Annotated in this window: 14 protein-coding genes; 9 read left to right on the top strand and 5 right to left on the bottom strand. The window is 58.5% G+C overall.

The window, feature by feature from the left end; genetic code table 11:
• Positions 1–129: 129 nt before the first annotated feature.
• The 3 genes from moaE to moaC are packed head-to-tail and all read right to left on the bottom strand — an operon-like array spanning position 130 to position 1,297.
• Positions 130–579, bottom strand: a complete 450-nt coding sequence (moaE, locus tag AP059_RS00700) for a molybdopterin synthase catalytic subunit MoaE (protein WP_059761461.1) — start codon at positions 577–579, stop codon at positions 130–132.
• Between the two features lie 5 nt (positions 580–584).
• A complete protein-coding gene (gene moaD / locus AP059_RS00705; protein ID WP_059761449.1) occupies positions 585–827 on the bottom strand; it encodes a molybdopterin converting factor subunit 1 in 243 nt (80 codons plus the stop codon).
• Positions 824–1,297, bottom strand: coding sequence for a cyclic pyranopterin monophosphate synthase MoaC (gene moaC / locus AP059_RS00710; RefSeq protein ID WP_059761450.1), 474 nt, complete (start codon positions 1,295–1,297; stop codon positions 824–826). The genes moaD and moaC overlap by 4 nt, the downstream gene beginning before the upstream one ends.
• A 201-nt stretch (positions 1,298–1,498) precedes the next feature.
• On the opposite strand from moaC, the gene AP059_RS00715 reads away from it, so the two are divergent.
• The 6 genes from AP059_RS00715 (at position 1,499) to ribD (ending at position 7,330) form a co-directional block, all read left to right on the top strand.
• Entirely contained in the window at positions 1,499–1,945 is a 447-nt protein-coding gene (locus AP059_RS00715; protein WP_059761451.1) for a DMT family transporter, read from the top strand.
• Positions 1,946–2,034: 89 nt separating this feature from the next.
• Positions 2,035–2,772, top strand: coding sequence for a class I SAM-dependent methyltransferase (locus AP059_RS00720; protein WP_059761452.1), 738 nt, complete (start codon positions 2,035–2,037; stop codon positions 2,770–2,772).
• A 92-nt stretch (positions 2,773–2,864) separates the two neighbouring features.
• The gene (locus AP059_RS00725; RefSeq protein ID WP_059761462.1) at positions 2,865–3,815 is read left to right on the top strand and encodes a formylglycine-generating enzyme family protein; all 951 of its coding nucleotides are present in this window, start codon (positions 2,865–2,867) and stop codon (positions 3,813–3,815) included.
• A gap of 42 nt (positions 3,816–3,857) precedes the next feature.
• A complete protein-coding gene (locus tag AP059_RS00730) occupies positions 3,858–4,457 on the top strand; it encodes a GTP cyclohydrolase II (protein ID WP_059761453.1) in 600 nt (199 codons plus the stop codon).
• Between the two features lie 69 nt (positions 4,458–4,526).
• Positions 4,527–6,227, top strand: coding sequence for a WD40 repeat domain-containing protein (locus AP059_RS00735; RefSeq protein ID WP_059761454.1), 1,701 nt, complete (start codon positions 4,527–4,529; stop codon positions 6,225–6,227).
• The gene (gene ribD, locus AP059_RS00740; protein WP_059761455.1) at positions 6,224–7,330 is read left to right on the top strand and encodes a bifunctional diaminohydroxyphosphoribosylaminopyrimidine deaminase/5-amino-6-(5-phosphoribosylamino)uracil reductase RibD; all 1,107 of its coding nucleotides are present in this window, start codon (positions 6,224–6,226) and stop codon (positions 7,328–7,330) included. Before AP059_RS00735 ends, ribD begins: the two co-directional genes overlap by 4 nt.
• On the opposite strand, the gene AP059_RS00745 is transcribed toward ribD, so the two are convergent.
• The gene (locus AP059_RS00745; RefSeq protein WP_059761456.1) at positions 7,309–8,235 is read right to left on the bottom strand and encodes a LysR family transcriptional regulator; all 927 of its coding nucleotides are present in this window, start codon (positions 8,233–8,235) and stop codon (positions 7,309–7,311) included. The genes ribD and AP059_RS00745 overlap by 22 nt on opposite strands.
• A gap of 47 nt (positions 8,236–8,282) precedes the next feature.
• Here AP059_RS00745 and AP059_RS00750 point away from each other — a divergent pair, with 47 nt between their 5' ends.
• The 3 genes from AP059_RS00750 to AP059_RS00760 are packed head-to-tail and all read left to right on the top strand — an operon-like array spanning position 8,283 to position 12,921.
• Positions 8,283–8,696, top strand: coding sequence for a VOC family protein (locus AP059_RS00750; RefSeq protein WP_059761457.1), 414 nt, complete (start codon positions 8,283–8,285; stop codon positions 8,694–8,696).
• Positions 8,697–8,719: 23 nt separating this feature from the next.
• On the top strand, positions 8,720–9,847 hold the full coding sequence (locus AP059_RS00755) for an efflux RND transporter periplasmic adaptor subunit (protein WP_059761458.1): 1,128 nt from the start codon (positions 8,720–8,722) through the stop codon (positions 9,845–9,847).
• The gene (locus AP059_RS00760; RefSeq protein ID WP_059761459.1) at positions 9,844–12,921 is read left to right on the top strand and encodes a MexW/MexI family multidrug efflux RND transporter permease subunit; all 3,078 of its coding nucleotides are present in this window, start codon (positions 9,844–9,846) and stop codon (positions 12,919–12,921) included. The genes AP059_RS00755 and AP059_RS00760 overlap by 4 nt, the downstream gene beginning before the upstream one ends.
• Positions 12,922–13,195: 274 nt before the next feature.
• On the opposite strand, the gene AP059_RS00765 is transcribed toward AP059_RS00760, so the two are convergent.
• The gene (locus AP059_RS00765; RefSeq protein ID WP_082706716.1) at positions 13,196–15,835 is read right to left on the bottom strand and encodes a T6SS phospholipase effector Tle1-like catalytic domain-containing protein; all 2,640 of its coding nucleotides are present in this window, start codon (positions 15,833–15,835) and stop codon (positions 13,196–13,198) included.
• Positions 15,836–15,884: the final 49 nt, after the last annotated feature.

Here is a 15,884-nt window from a genome sequence, read left to right on the forward strand (position 1 = left end):
GGTAGACATCCGTGACTCCTCTGAAACAGAGGCGCTGACGCTAACGGATAAGCCTGATGATCATGCGTAGGAGGATTCTGAAACCTTTAAAAGAAACGGATCTATTTAATCGATCGCGCGGGTTTGACGTTACGCCCAGCGATCCGCCGCGGCGTGATCGCTAGCCCGCCCTTCTACCCAGCGCGGGCCGTCAGCGGTGTGTTCTTTTTTCCAGAAGGGTGCGCGGGTTTTCAGGTAGTCCATCACAAACGCACACGCGTCGAACGCCGCTTGGCGATGAGCGCTCGCCACCCCGACAAACACAATAGGTTCGCCCGGCTCCAGCGCCCCAATCCGATGCAATACGTGGAGTTTGAGCAGCGGCCACCGTTGTTGAGCTTCGACGACAATCTTGCCCAGCGCTTTTTCGGTCATGCCAGGGTAGTGCTCCAGAAACATACCCGCCACGTCGCGCCCGTCATTGAAGTCGCGCACGTAGCCGACAAAGCTCACCACAGCGCCTACACCCGCGTTGGCGGCATGCATGGCATTCACTTCGGCGCCCGGGTCAAAGGCCGCTGCCTGAACTCGAATGGTCATGTGCATCAGCCCCCCGTCACTGGCGGAAAAAAAGCTACCTCATCGCCATCGACTAGCGGCTCATCAGGTTTGCACAACTCTTCGTTACGCGCGCACATCAGATTAGCCTCCGTCAGAACCTGATAACTGCCGCGCTGCACCAGACACGATCGCAGTGTTTCAATCGTGGCAAATTCGCCCTTAACCTCCTCGTGATCGCACCCCAAGGCTTCGCGGTAGCGAGCGAAATACTTGACCTTAATTATCATGACTCAGCCGCCGTGAAATGCCCGCTCTTGCCGCCGAGTTTCTCCAGCACGCGCACGCTTTCGATAGTCATGCCGCGGTCGACCGCTTTGCACATGTCATAAATCGTCAAAGCGGCAACGCTGGCTGCGGTCAGTGCTTCCATCTCGACGCCGGTTTGCCCGGCAAGTTTACAACGCGCCACTACGAGTACCGCGTCAGTGCCGTGAGCGCTGAGTTCAACCTTGACGCTGGTGAGCATCAACGGATGGCACAACGGAATCAAATCGGAGGTTTTTTTCGCTGCCTGAATGCCCGCTATCCGCGCAACGGCAAACACATCCCCTTTGGGGTGCCCGCCACTGACGATCATGTCCAGCGTTTCAGCACGCATTCGTACAACCGCTTGTGCCACGGCCTCACGGGCTGTTACCGCTTTGTCGGTGACATCAACCATGTTGGCGCGGCCTTGAGAATCTAAATGAGTCAGCACAGGGTTACTCCATTCAAGTGCGCCGATTGTAAACCTCTGGGTTAATCAAGCGCACGTCCGATCAGCCAGTGGCCTCACACGCCTTATGCCCAAAGGGCTACAGCACGGCGATCCAGCGCGCGAATATCGCGTATTAGAACAAAGAATTGGCCCTGCTTTTACATTCGCCGTAAAAGATTAAAAAAAAGGACACCCCCGCCCATGAGCTTATTTGTTTCTATTGTTTTAAGTTTACTGGCAGGTTTTGCCGTGCCTTTACAAGCGGGCACTAACGCCAAACTGGGCGTTTTATTGGGTCATCCGCTGTGGGCCACGGCCGTTTCACTGCTGGTCAGTGGCGTGGCCATTATGCTGGTCATGCTGATATTTAAAGTCCCCCGTCCAAACCTGACGGCGCTGCAAGACGGTCCCTGGTGGATTTGGTTTGGCGGCATTGCCGGGGTTTTATATATCACCGCCGCCCTCATTCTGGTGCCACGCCTGGGGGCTCTCAACTTCATCATGGCGGTGATTGTCGGCCAACTGACCATCTCGCTACTGATCGATTATTTCGGTTTGGTCGGGCTGCCTAAACAAGCGATCAATGTACAAAAAATCATTGGCGTGAGTGTCGTACTGGCCGGCTTTCTTATTGCCGTGCGCAGTTAACGTTGAATATCCAGACGTGCACCTGTAGACCCGGAGCAGGGTTATTGCAGCGGCATTTAATAACAGCAATCACATTTAATAGGTGAGCAATGAGTTCTTTTACTGCGTATGACGCTATTGGCGATCGTTTCGAAGTGTTCACGGACACCGCCTCACAACGGTCTGTTGAAACCGAGACGTTCTTTCATATGGTGGGGGATATCAAAGGCAAGTCTGTATTAGACCTGGCGTGCGGTTACGGTTATTTCGGACGCGAACTGTATCGGCGGGGAGCCGCCCGCGTGGTAGGGGTCGATATCTCCGCAGCGATGATTGATCTGGCGCGCAAAGAGTCGGCACAGCATAACGAAGCCATTGAGTTTCATGTCGCCAACGTGTGCGACATGCCGGTGATGGGGCAATTCGAACGCGTTACCGCCGCCTGGCTGTTCAACTATGCCCAATCCACCGCCGAACTGGACGCCATGTTCAAGGCCGTGGCCGACAACATGCAAGCGGGTGGCAAGCTGATCGCCTACACCGTAGACCCGAGCTTTCGCCTGGACGACGGCAACTTCACTAAGTACGGCGTACATGTCAAAAGTGAAAATGCCCACGAAGGCGGCTTCCGTTGCCCGTCAGAGTTCGTCACCACGCCACCCAGCGAGTTCACCTTTTACCGCTGGAGCCACGAAGACTACGAACGTGCCATTCGCAAGGCGGGTTTCAGTGACTACCACTGGCAACGCCCGTTGATCTCCCAAGCCAATCGCCAGAAATTCCCTGAAGGCTACTGGGGTGACTTTGAGCGCAACTGCCTGCAAACCGGTCTGGTCTGCACCCTCTGACACCCTTTTTACTTGTATTGGAGTTCGACGTGGCCAACCCATCCAAAGCGTTTCCTCACTGGCCGGTGTTTAACGGCCCACTGACGGCGCAAATGACGGACCGCCAATTAATGGGCCTGGAAGAGCACTTCCAGCCCGGACTCAGCCTGGCCCTGCCACTAGCCGAGTGGCAGCAATTGACCCAGGCGCCAGCCAGCCTGCTGTGCCGTCGCGTGGAGGACGCAGAAGTGGCGCTGCCATTGCGCTTGGGGGCCGGGCGTTATCTGGCCGAAACAATGGACCCGCGTCTGGATGTGCTTAACCCGCCAATGATCACAATTGAAGGTGGCTGGATCGAGACCGGGCTGGATGAAGCCAAAGTCGACGGCGTGATGGATACCCTGCAAGGGTTGGGGCTGGACCGCAGCTGGATTGAAAAAGAAGTGCCGCGCCATACCCTGCACCTGCCCCGCTATGCGATCGGCAAGTACCCGGTGACCAACCTCGAATACAAGGCCTTTCTCGAAGACTCGCTACAGCCGCGCATCCCCAATAACTGGGCCTTTGGGCAGTTTCCGGTCGAACGTTCGAATCATCCGGTCTACGGGCTGCAGGCCGAAGATGCCGATGCTTACGTGGCATGGTTGAGCGCTCGATCAGGGCGCGCTTTTCGCCTGCCGACTGAAGCTGAGTGGGAATACGCCGGCGCCGGGCCTGAAAACTTCGAGTTTCCGTGGGGCGAGCGCTTTTTGCCGGAGCACGCCAACACGGCCGAGATGGCCATTTTCAACACCACCCCCGTGGGTATGTTTCCGTTGGGCGCATCGCCTTTTGGTTGCCTGGACATGGCTGGCAATGTCGAGGAATACGTGGCGGACAATTACGCGCCCTACCCCGGCGGCAAAGCCATCAACGATGACTTGGTGCAAGTGGTAGGCACGCATCGCATCGCACGCGGCGGCAGCTTTACGCGCTTTCGTGATTTGGCACGCAATTGCCGCCGCCATGGCAAATACCCGCGCGACATTTATGTAATGGGCTTCAGGCTCGCTGAAACGCTGTAACCCTGTCGAATAAAAAAATGCTGTTAATAGGAAAGGAATTCTATGAACCCGCTGCGCGTTAGAAACCAGGTTGATATTCATCTGAATGAGTCGGGTATCCCGGGTACGTTCTTCAGTTTCACAGGGCTTGAAGCGGACAAAGAGCACATCGTTATTAAACTGGGACCGGCCTCTCTCAACAGTCCTTTGGTGCGTTTGCATTCGGAATGCCTCACCGGGGATGTGTTCAGTTCCCAACGCTGCGACTGCGGCCCGCAATTGTCCGAGTCCATTGAGCGCATGCACGAAGAAGGCGGTTATCTGATTTACCTGCGCCAAGAAGGCCGCGGGATTGGTTTATATGCCAAGTTAGAGGCCTACCGCCTGCAAGACACCGGCATGGACACGTTCGAAGCCAATCAGCATTTGAACTTCGGGGAGGACGATCGGGACTTCACCGAAGCCGCCAACATGTTGAAAGCCCTGGGCGTACAACACTGCCGCGTGATCACCAATAACCCGGAAAAAGTGGTCGCCTTGCAAAACAATGGCGTGCAGGTCGACGACGTAATCCCGACCGGTGTTTTTTTGACCCAACATAACCGCCCTTATTTACAAGCCAAGATCAATAAAAAGAACCACCACATCAACTTGTTCAAATAAGTCTGGCCGTTAATACAGGTGTGAACTCAACGGCATGACGCACGCTTACATTATTCAGGATGAATAACCATGAAACACTTCGGCCCTATCAGCGGTATTGCCACGTTTAAAGATTGCTATGTCGCCACCGCAGGCTATGACAATCAGGTCATTCTCTGGGACGCAAAAACCAAAACCCCCATCCAGCGCGTGGTGCATGACCACCTGGCCAACCAGTGTGCGTTCAACCCCACCGGCACACTGCTGGTCAGCGCCAGCAGCGATTACACCGCGCGTGTCTGGGAAGTCCCGAGCCTGCGCATGAAGGCGGTTTTAATTGGTCACGACGATGACATCGAAATGGCAGCCTTCTCGCCAGACGGCCAGACCATCGCCACCTGCTCACGCGACCATACCCTGCGTATTTTTGATCTCAATGGCCGCACCCTGCGCATCCTCAAAGGCCACACCGCCGACGTGATCTCGGTGTGCTGGGCGGTGGATGGCGCGACGCTGGTGTCGAGCAGCGACGACGGCTCGATCCGCCGCTGGGATGCAATGACCGGCGAGCAACTGGAAATCATCGACTTGGGTGGCGTTGAAACCGACACCGTGGCCCTGTCGCGTGACGGGATCATTTTCGCCGGGGATGACGAAGGCAAAATATCGTTGATCAGCGCTCAAGGCACTTATCTGCAACCGGCGCATACGGCGGGTATCAAGCGCATCATTTGGGATGACGCCCAACGCCTGTTGATCAGCCTCAGCTATGACCGCTCCGTGATGCTCTGGCACCTGAACAGCCACAATCGGCTGGAAAAAACCGCCGAGACCTCGCTGCCGAGCATCATCTGGCCACGCAGTTGCGCCCTGCTTGGCGAAGACCAAATCGCATTCGTGACCTTCGGCTCGTGCTACGCCACCTGGAACTTCCGCACCCAGATCTGGGACTTGGGCGGCATCGAGCCTGCCATCAGCCTGAACGCGGTCGCACTGGTCAACGACGACATTTTCAGCATCGGCGACGCGGGCATCCTGCACGTCAACGGCGTCGCCAACACCAAGGCTGGCAGCCTGTGCAACTTCTTGCTGCCGTTTGGTGACAGTGTGCTGACCGGCGGCCAAATGGGCACCGTATTCGATGCACGCACCGGCCAGGCCATTTACCAGCACCGCTCACCGTTAAACTGTGGCACCACGTTTATCAAAGATGGCCAGTTGCACGCCGCCATTGGTACGTACACCGGTGAAGCATTGATCTTCAAGCTGCAACACCAGCAACCGGAGTTCCTCACCGAAGTGGCCATGCACAACAACGCCATCAAAGGCATTGCCGCTGACGAGACCTTCATATTCAGCGTGTGCGCCACCGCCGCTGCCGCCTTTTTCAACATTGCTGACTTCACTGAACACACCTACCTGGACCAGGCGCACGACCGAATCTCCAACGGTTGCACACAAATCCAGGGCGGCTTCGCCAGCATCGGTCGCGACCTCAAGCTGCGCCTGTGGCGTGATGGCGAAAGCGAAGTGTTCGAGACACCGCATCACCACTCCATCAAATGCATTGCCATCTCCAAGGATCAGAACCTGATCGCCACCGGCAGTTACGGCGGCACCGTAGCCCTGTTTGATGTGCGCACCCGCCGTTGGGAGAAGTTCGAAAAACCAACCGCCAGCGGGATATCCTGTCTGACCCAGGCCGCCAACGGCAATGGTTTCCTGGCCAGTGCGTATGACGGGCGTATTTACCCGATCGCGGCCCGTGCAGGCGGGCATTTAGTGTCATGACTTATTTCACCGAAGTCGACTTTCAGCACATGCAACACGCGCTGTCGTTGGCCGAACGTGGCAGCCATTCCACATGGCCCAACCCTCGGGTGGGCTGTGTGATCGCTCACGGTAATTGTGTGGTGGGCGAAGGTTGGCATCGGCGGGCCGGTGGCCCGCACGCAGAAGTGTTCGCCTTGCGCCAGGCCGGCGCCCTGGCCAAAGGCGCCACGGCCTACGTCACGCTGGAGCCGTGCAGCCACGTTGGCCGCACGGGGGCGTGCCATCAGGCATTGATTGAAAGTGGCATCAGTAAAGTCATGGTGGCCCTCGAAGACCCGTTCAAGCAGGTCAACGGCCAAGGTATCGCCGAACTCAAAGCGGCCGGTATCGAGGTCAAGGTGGGGTTGATGCGTGAGGCGGCCAGTGAGCTGAACCGAGGTTTCCTCTCCAGCATTGAGCGCCAGCGCCCTTGGGTGCAGCTGAAAATGGGCATGAGCCTGGACGGGCGCACTGCGCTGAGTAATGGCCGTTCGCAATGGATCACCGGGCCCAAGGCGCGAATGGATGTACAACACTGGCGTGCCCGCTGTGCGGCCATCATCACCGGCAGCGGCACGGTGTTGGGAGACGACCCGTTACTGACGGTGCGCCAACCTTCATCGCCTGAGGCCGTGGCGCCCATGCGCGTGGTACTGGACAGCAGCGCGCGCGTGCCGGCCGGGGCGCAAGTGTTTAACGCCAGCGCACCGAGCCTGCATGTGTTGCACAACGACACGCCATTACCCCAGGCGCCCACCGCTGAAGTGTTGCGTGTGGACGGCGATATCTATGGGCTGGATCTGCATGAACTGCTGTGCCAGCTCAGCCTGCGCGGCCTGCACGAGGTGATGGTCGAAGCAGGCCCCACCTTGGCGGGCGCCTTTCTAAAGGCCGGGCTGGTGGACGAAGTGCTGGTGTATATGGCGCCCAAACTGCTGGGTGATCTGGCACGTCCGTTGGTGCACATGCCGGAGCTGGTTCACCTCAAGCAAGCGCTGGACTTCACCCTGTTTGACGTCACACAACTGGGTGAAGATTTGCGCTTGCGCTTGCGGCCGGTTCAGGTGGCGGGCGCACCATGACCCAGCACTTGCCTGACTTGCTCACGCAGCCAGATGTGGGCCGGGTCTTCACCAAAACGGTTGTGCCAGATCTGTACGAACGGAAACGGCGGAATCGGCAAGGGCGGGCTGAGGCTGACCAGGTCATCGTCAAGCGGGGCATTGTCCAGGGTGCGGGTGGCCACCGTGAGGATCAGGTCGGTGTTGCTGATCATGCTGGGCGCGGTGCGCCAATGGGGAACGCTGACCGCAATGCGCCGCTGCAACCCTTCGGCGCGCAACAGGCGATCAATTTCACCATTGGTGCAGCCGTCCACCGACACCGAAATATGCGGGCGCAGCAGGTAATTGTCCAAGTCCAGTTGGCCGCTGGCTGGCAGCGTACTGCGGTCCAGCAGGCAAGAAAACGTTTCTTCAAACAGCACTTCACTGGAGATGTCTGCTGTCAGGTGGGGGAACACGCCCAATGCCAGATCAATCTTGCCTTGGGCGATCTGTTCAAACATGCCGTGACGGCTGTCCTGAGTGACCACCAGCGTGGTGTTGGGCGCCTGGGCGCGCAATTGGCGCAACAATTTGGGCAACACAATTGCGGCGCCGTAGTCGGACATGGCCAAACGGAATGTGCGATGGGAGTTGGCCGGCACGAAGTCGATCGACTTGCCGAGCAGGATTTCGATCTGGCTGAGGATCTCCTTGAGCGGTGCCTGAAGGTTTTGCGCCAGGGCACTCAACACCACTTCGCTGCCCTGACGAATCAGGATCGGATCGTCGAGCAGTACCCGCAGCTTGCTCAGCGAATGGCTGATGGCCGGTTGGCTCAAATGCAATCGGGCGCCGGTACGGGTCACGTGTTTTTCAGTCAGCAACGCGTCGAGCACCACCAACAGGTTCAAATCAATATTGCGCAGTAAAACCATGACCATCCTGTCATTCACCAATCCGGGACTACCTGCCCGATACGGAGCGCATCATGCTTCAACTCAAACGGATTATTGAAACCGCGCTTTACGTGGAAGATCTTACAGCAGCGAAAAATTTTTACTATAAAACGCTCCATTTGGAGGTCATGGTCGAAAGCGACGTGCTCGTTGCATTCAACGTCGGCGGGCTCAACACCTTGCTGCTGTTTAAACGCGGCGCCTCACGGCAAACCAAATACCTGAGTGGCGGCGAAATCCCCCCGCACGATGCCCGTGGCTGGATCCACGTGTGCTTTGCCATCGACACCGATGACATGCCCGGCTGGGAGCAAAAACTGCGCGACAGCGGCGTGGCCATCGAAGGCCGAACCAAGTGGCCCAAAGGCGGCTCCAGCATCTATTTTCGCGACCCCGACCACAACCTCATCGAACTGCTCACGCCGGGCTGTTGGCCGATTTACTGACTGCATCTTTAAGGAAAAAGATCATGGCACACGTTGCAGCAAGCACTCGCCCGTTAATCCGGCACAAAACCCTTTGGGCCATGACTGGACTCGTACTTGGCGGTGTGGCATGGGGCCTGTGGTACGCGCGGCAACCGGCCGCAGCCGGTTATGTGGCGGCGCCGGTCAAGGTCGCAGTCGCGCCCGTCAGTCAGCAGCCGTTTACCCGCTATCTGCAAGCCATCGGCGAACTGGAAGCGGTCGAAGAAGTCAGCGTGCCCGCCGAAGTAGGTGGGCGCATCGTCGAGCTGCCGATTGAGTCCGGCCAACGCGTTGAACGCGGGCAGGTGCTGGTGCGCCTCAACGATGCGCCGCAACGCGGGCAAAAGGTGCGGTTGCAAGGTCTGGTCGATAACGCCTTCGTACGCCTTGATCGCCTGAAAAAACTGATCCATTCCAACGCTGTTTCGCGCGAGGCACTGGACGATGCCCAGGCCCAATACACCACGGCTCGCGGCGCCTTGCAGGAACTGATGGCGCAGATTGAACAACGCACCATTCGCGCGCCTTTCGCCGGCACATTGGGTATTCGCAAAGTGCATGTGGGGCAATACGTCAACCCCGGCGATACGCTGATCAACCTGATCGGCAACCAAGGCCTGTACGTCAACTTCAGCGTGCCGGAGCAAGCCATGGCGCACTTCAAAACCGGCAGCCCTTTGCTGATTGAGCTTGATGCGCTGCCCGGCCAACCGTTAACGGCCGTGGTCAGCAGCGTCGACCCGTTTTTGGATAGCTCGCGCACCTTAAGCCTTCAGGCACGCCTGCAAGACCCGCCCGCCGCCGCCCTGCCACGCATGTTCGCCCGCGTGCGCCTGCCTCAGGCCATGCCGGAAAACACCTTGAGCCTGCCCGAAACCGCCGTGACCTACAGCGCCTACGGCGAGGACGTGTACCTGGTACAACCGGCCCTCGATGCTCAGAGCGCACCCACCGTACGGCGCGTGTCAGTCAAGACCGGCGAGCGGCGCGATGGCTGGGTCGTGATCAATCAGGGCGTTGCGCCCGGCGATCAAGTGGTGACGTCAGGCCAAATCAAACTCAGCGACGGCGCCAGCATCGACCCCATTACCAGCACCGCTCTCGCGGCCGATGGGGGAACACAGCCGTGAAGTTCACCGACATTTTTGTCCACCGCCCGGTGCTCGCGCTGGTGGTCAGTTTGATGATCCTGCTGGCGGGGCTTAAAGCCTACATGGGCTTGCCGGTGCGTCAGTACCCGCTGCTGGAAAGCTCTGTGATCACGGTCAGCACCGACTACCCCGGGGCACCCGCCGAGTTGATGCAAGGCTTTATCACGCAGCCGATCAACCAGTCGCTGGCCTCGGTAGAGGGCGTCGACTACGTCAGCTCGTCGTCAGTCCAGGGCCACAGCGTGATTACCCTGCGCATGGCCCTCAACCAAGACTCGGCCAAGGCACTCAGCGAGGTAATCGCCAAGGTTAACCAGGTCAAATACCGCCTGCCCGAGCAAGCCTACGACCCGGTCATCGAGCGCTCGGCCGGCGACGCCACCGCTGTGGCCTACGTGGGGTTTGCCAGCACAACGTTATCGGCGGCGGCCATGACCGACTACCTGAGCCGTGTGGTGCAACCCTTGTTCGCCACAATTGAAGGCGTGGCCAAGGTCCAGACATTTGGCGGCCAACACCTGGCGATGCGCCTGTGGCTCGACCCGCAACGCATGGCGGGTCACGGCATCAGCGCCGATCAGGTGGAACAGGCGATCCGTGCCAACAACTTTCAGGCGGCGCCCGGTCAAATCAAAGGCCAGTACGTGGTGTCGTCGATCCAGGTCAACAGCGACCTCAATACCCTCGAAGAATTTCGCGACATGGTGATCAGCAATCGCGGCGATCACCTGCTACGCCTGCGCGATATCGCCGAGATCGAACTGGGTTCCGCCGCCTACGAAACCAGCGCCCTGATGGACGCCAAGCCCGCCGTTCACCTCGGGCTATACGCCACCCCCAAAGGCAACCCGCTGCTGATCGTCGCAGGCATCAAACGCCTGCTGCCCGACATCCAGAAAACCCTGCCGCCCGGTGTCGAAGTGGCGCTGGCCTTCGAGACCGCGCACTTTATCGAAGCCTCGATCCTGGAAGTGATCGAAACCTTGCTAGAAGCGATTTTGATCGTGGTGGTGATCATCTTCCTGTGCCTGGGCTCGTGGCGCACGGTGCTGATTCCGATCCTCAGCATCCCGCTGTCGATGCTCGGCGCACTGGCACTGATGGCGCTGTTCGGCTTCAGCATCAACCTGCTCACATTGCTGGCGATGGTGCTGGCCATCGGGCTGGTGGTGGACGATGCGATTGTGGTCACCGAAAACATTCACCGCCACATCAAGGACGGCCTCGCGCCGTTGCAAGCCGCCTTGATCGGCGCGCGGGAAATCGCCTCGCCAGTGATTGCCATGACCATCACCCTGGCCGCGGTGTACATGCCCATCGGGCTGATGAACGGCCTGACTGGCGCGCTGTTCAAGGAATTCGCCCTGACCCTCGCCGGAGCGGTACTGGTATCGGGCGTCATCGCCCTGACCTTGACCCCGGTAATGTGCGCCAAACTGTTGCCCGCCGGCCAAAGCGAAGGTCGCATGAGTCGATTGGCCGAGCGCTTCTTCGATCGTTTATCGCGCCGCTATCAACGCGGTCTGTTGCGTTCACTGCGCGCACGCGGTGCGGTGCTGGCGTTCGGGGGGCTGGTGCTGCTCAGCTTGCCGTTGCTCTATGGCCAGGCCGATAAAGAGTTGGCACCCAATGAAGACCAAGGCAACTTGCTGTTGGCGATCAAGTCTCCGCAACACGCCAACCTCGACTTCGTGGAGCGCTACGCCGCCCAATTGAGCGAGCTGCTGGCCAAGCTTCCGGAAACCACCAGCACCTGGATCATCAACGGCACGGATGGAGTGGCGGCGAGTTTTGCCGGGGTCAACTTCAGTGAGTGGGATAAGCGCGAGCGCAGCGCCGTCCAGATTCAAAGCGAGCTGCAACAGGCTGTCGACGCAGTGGAAGGCGACTCGATCTTCGTCTTCCAGATGCCGCCGCTGCCCGCCTCCACCGGTGGCTTGCCGGTGCAATTGGTGATTCGCAGCACCGAAGACTACCGCGCGCTGTATCAGGCCATGCACGAGATCAAACAGCAGGCACGGGCCAGCGGGTTGTTCGCCGTGGTCGACAGCGACCTGGACTTCAACAACCCGGTGACCGAGGTGCGCATCGACCGCAGCAAGGCCAACAGCCTGGGTATTCGCCTGCAAGACATCGCCAGCACCCTGGCGGTGCTGGTGGGCGAAAACTACACCAACCGTTTTGGCTTGCAGGGCCGCTCCTATGACGTAATCGCGCAGACCCAGGCCAATCAGCGCCTGACCCCGCAATCGCTCAATGGCTTTTACGTCAGCACCGACCGCGGCGTGCAAGTGCCGCTCGCCACCGTGGTCAGCCTGCACAGCGACATCCAGCCCAACCGCCTCAAACAGTTCAACCAGCAAAACTCGGCCACCTTCCAGGGCATCCCGGCGCCGGGCGTGAGCCTGGGCGAAGCGGTGGCCTTTCTGGCCAACCAGAGCGCGCACCTGCCTGCCAGTTTCAGCCATGACTGGCAATCGGATTCGCGGCAATTTATCCACGAAGGCAACGCGCTGATGCTGACCTTCCTGTTCGCCCTCATCGTCATCTACATGGTGTTGGCCGCGCAGTACGAAAGCCTGCGCGACCCGCTGATCATCCTCATCACCGTGCCGCTGTCGATCTGCGGCGCCTTGATTCCGTTGGCGCTGGGCTGGGCGACGCTCAACATCTACACGCAAATCGGCTTGGTGACCTTGATCGGCCTGATCAGCAAACACGGCATCCTGATGGTCGAATTTGCCAACGAACTGCAACAGGCCAGCGGCTGCTCACCGGCCCACGCCATCATCCGCTCGGCGCGCATTCGCCTGCGGCCGATATTAATGACCACCGCAGCGATGGTGGTGGGCCTGGTGCCGCTGCTGTTCGCCAGCGGCGCAGGTGCCAGCAGCCGTTTCGGACTGGGCATCGTGATCGTGGTGGGCATGGTGGTGGGCACGTTGTTTACATTGTTTGTATTGCCGTCGATTTATACGTTGATTTCCAAACGTCGTGTGCCGGAGCACGCTCCCCACCCCGCTGAGCTTAAGCCCCTTTACAGCAAGGCATAACGGGCTTAGGCCTCATGTTGTAGCGGCTAAACAGCTTCGAAAAAGTAGAAATCCCCTGACACAAGGGGCATTTCTACGTTCAATTCCTGCTTTCAATTTTCAAGCGCCTCAGCACATCCCTAACGAGCGGAGCCAGCCACAAGCCATCGTCATTCTGCATACGGTGATGGCTTGGGAGCCCTAATTACGCGCCCATTACGCCGAACAACGGGTCGGGGTGGACTATCAGGCAGCGATCAAGCCCCCTACGCGCACGCCCGAGCTGCAACCGCCTCTACACACACGAATCAATATCGAAATCGACCGCCTGGCCCACCACATGGCTCCCGATCAACGCGGCAATGGCTTGATCGTCGGCGTTCACTGCGACGGGGCGGCGTGTCAGGGCTTGCCAGGCGACGCTCTGCACGGCCTGCGCCGGGTGCAACGCGGGTGTCGCTGACGGGTCGCCTTTTTCGCCTTTGAAGATGGCCATCAGATCCTCCGTAATGGCGGTTTTCTCCGTCAACGCGGCAGGTAATGGCAAGGCCTGTACCGCTTTCACTGCACTGCCAGGGTCTTTGGTGAAGTTGCGGATGGACGTCAGCCCTTCCAGCATGGGCAGCGCGCGGCCGGTGACGGTGTCAAAGGCTGTGATGCTCGGCAAACCCACCTTGCCGCGAAACACCGGGGTGCCCAGGCTCGGGATAATCAGCCCCATCAGGAAGCGCGGGTCATGGCGTTTCACGCTCAGGCCCACACTGGCCACGGCAATGGCTACACCCACCACGCGCTCGGTGGTCACCAACAGCGACAACTCGTTGTTGGACTCATTGTCGAAAAAGATCCCGCGATAACGAAAGTAGTCACTGAATATCTCGCGCTCATTCAAGGCCGCATTCATGAACCAGGCGCGAGAGTCGTGCACATGTTCATCAAACAGGCGGATGATCGGCAACACGCTGTCGTTCCGTGATTTGCCATTTTCCCCAAACAGCTTGGCGTAGCTGAGTTCTCCGTCCCGGCGCATGTCGGCATAGTGCTGCGCTTCATCTTGCTCGTTGGTCATGTAGACCAACCCGCCGAGCGCGGTATTAATGAGCGTGCCAAAACTGAAAATCTCACTGGCGGTCATGTTCCATTCCGGCACGTAATCGCGTCGAAAGTCGGCCATGCCGTTGAGCAACTGACGGCAATCCAGGTTGGGTTCGTACAACTTGCTGGTGTTGAAGGTGATCGGCTCCTTGGTGTTGGTGCGAAGCTCATATTCCAATTTGGTGGCTTCGTGGGCTGTTTTGGTGGCCTGCTGGATCTCGGACAAGACAGGCGCAGGATCGCCCGCAAGGATGGCGACATCCTCCTTCAACTGCATGGCGTGTAATGCCGAAAAAGCAGTGATTTCATCGCGGGTCATGTCGTTAGCCGTGCCGTACTTCGTGACATTGCCGTACGCCTGCGTATGACTGGCCCGCCCCTTGGCGTAACGGCTGATGCGCCAACCGGTAATCAACCCCGCTTCGCGCTTCATCACTTCTTCCAGAGGGCCATTGTCCATAGCGTCCAGCCAGGTGTTGAAGCGGTGGGTGACGGTGGGGCCGACGTCGAATTCACTTTCAGTTTCGGTTTTCATGACCAACCATGGCCGTTCATCTTTCAATACCGTGCTGAAAGCTCTTGGAGGCGCTTGCAAGGGAGCGCCGACCTTATAGGCTTCGTCAAACATATGGTGCAAAGCGATCTGCGATAACACTTCATGCCCGCCCTCAGATGCCCTCCCCTGATCGCCGGGTGGGTAACCGCCACCGACATCGGAGTGCATACCGGGGTAAATGTATTCCGCAGTGCCTTTGCGGTAGGTGGACGGGCACATCGGGTCATCCGGGTTGGCTTTGCGCCGGATCGAATCCACCGGGAAACAACTGCGTTGCTCATGGGCCGCCACCATGTGCACGCAGTGCTCAAGGAACTTTTCGTCATCACTCAAGCGCAGGCTGCCATCGGCCCAGCCCATGTGCCCGGCGGCAAACGGCACCAGATACGGCAGGCCCACCGACGCCACGGTATCGAACAGCCCCAGGAACACAATCTTGATCGGCAGGCCGGCAAACAGGTAACAGGTTTCGCCTGCTACCTCGACCTTGGTCAAGGCTTCGAGCCAGTTGGCAAACGCCCGCGCCTCGGCTGCTCCGCGTGAAAAACCGTACACGAACAGGCGCACGGCTTTTATTTCGGGAGTGGTCTTGGATGCGTGGACGGCATCAATTTGGGTTTTAAGTGCTGCCAGCGGTGCTTCCAGCACTTCTTTGCGCCGGCCATAGCTGTTTTTAAATATTGATGCGCCAAGGAGATCTTCGGTGAGGCTGGTGCCCATTTTCTGCACCAGAGCATATGCATCACCCGTATCCAAATAGGTGTCGCCTGAAGCTCTTTTCAACGCGTCAATCAAGCGGGTAATTCCCCAATTGATTCGGTTCTCACCGCCCACCGACACAGTCAGGCCCTGATTATCAGGCGCAAACTCACCTATTTCTTTGAACTCGGTGCCTACACCTTGCATGTAATAACGATAAAAGCCTTCCAGCACTTCTCCTTCCTTCCCAGAACCTCCCAGGCTCGCATGGTAAAGACGAGCGACATTGGTCGTCGTCGAAGGCAGCGCCTTGCTATCTGACGGTTCATGGTTGTTAGTGCCGTCAAAGCAAAGAGTGACGGTAATGATCTTCATGCAGGGTGCACCCGCGTAAACCTTGCCCGCCGCATGCGCCTCATCCATCGCCTTTTGCTCAAACGGCTGGTAAGCCGCCTGTTGAATTCGATAGTTACGTAGCACATCAGCCGGGGCCCCAGGCAATAAGCCACCCTCTTTGAAATCAGGCGTCGGGCTAAGGAAGGCTGGAGATGGTTTTTTTACAGGTGCATTTATGGCTTCGGACATGTGGCCGGCTCCTCCATTTTTTGAGGGAACTTATAAGGGTAGTTAGGCG

The sequence above is a fragment of the Pseudomonas sp. TAA207 genome, assembly GCF_001529285.1.
Classification (GTDB): domain Bacteria; phylum Pseudomonadota; class Gammaproteobacteria; order Pseudomonadales; family Pseudomonadaceae; genus Aquipseudomonas; species Aquipseudomonas weihenstephanensis.

What these genes read in the sequence shown, in the direction of transcription:
- AP059_RS00715 (WP_059761451.1), top strand. Translation starts at nt 1,499, where the DNA reads ATGAGCTTATTTGTTTCTATTGTTTTAAGTTTACTGGCAGGTTTTGCC.
- AP059_RS00745 (WP_059761456.1), bottom strand. Translation starts at nt 8,235, where the DNA reads ATGGTCATGGTTTTACTGCGCAATATTGATTTGAACCTGTTGGTGGTG.
- AP059_RS00730 (WP_059761453.1), top strand. Translation starts at nt 3,858, where the DNA reads ATGAACCCGCTGCGCGTTAGAAACCAGGTTGATATTCATCTGAATGAG.
- AP059_RS00750 (WP_059761457.1), top strand. Translation starts at nt 8,283, where the DNA reads ATGCTTCAACTCAAACGGATTATTGAAACCGCGCTTTACGTGGAAGAT.
- AP059_RS00765 (WP_082706716.1), bottom strand. Translation starts at nt 15,835, where the DNA reads ATGTCCGAAGCCATAAATGCACCTGTAAAAAAACCATCTCCAGCCTTC.
- moaD (WP_059761449.1), bottom strand. Translation starts at nt 827, where the DNA reads ATGATAATTAAGGTCAAGTATTTCGCTCGCTACCGCGAAGCCTTGGGG.
- AP059_RS00720 (WP_059761452.1), top strand. Translation starts at nt 2,035, where the DNA reads ATGAGTTCTTTTACTGCGTATGACGCTATTGGCGATCGTTTCGAAGTG.
- moaE (WP_059761461.1), bottom strand. Translation starts at nt 579, where the DNA reads ATGACCATTCGAGTTCAGGCAGCGGCCTTTGACCCGGGCGCCGAAGTG.
- AP059_RS00735 (WP_059761454.1), top strand. Translation starts at nt 4,527, where the DNA reads ATGAAACACTTCGGCCCTATCAGCGGTATTGCCACGTTTAAAGATTGC.
- ribD (WP_059761455.1), top strand. Translation starts at nt 6,224, where the DNA reads ATGACTTATTTCACCGAAGTCGACTTTCAGCACATGCAACACGCGCTG.
- AP059_RS00755 (WP_059761458.1), top strand. Translation starts at nt 8,720, where the DNA reads ATGGCACACGTTGCAGCAAGCACTCGCCCGTTAATCCGGCACAAAACC.
- AP059_RS00725 (WP_059761462.1), top strand. Translation starts at nt 2,865, where the DNA reads ATGACGGACCGCCAATTAATGGGCCTGGAAGAGCACTTCCAGCCCGGA.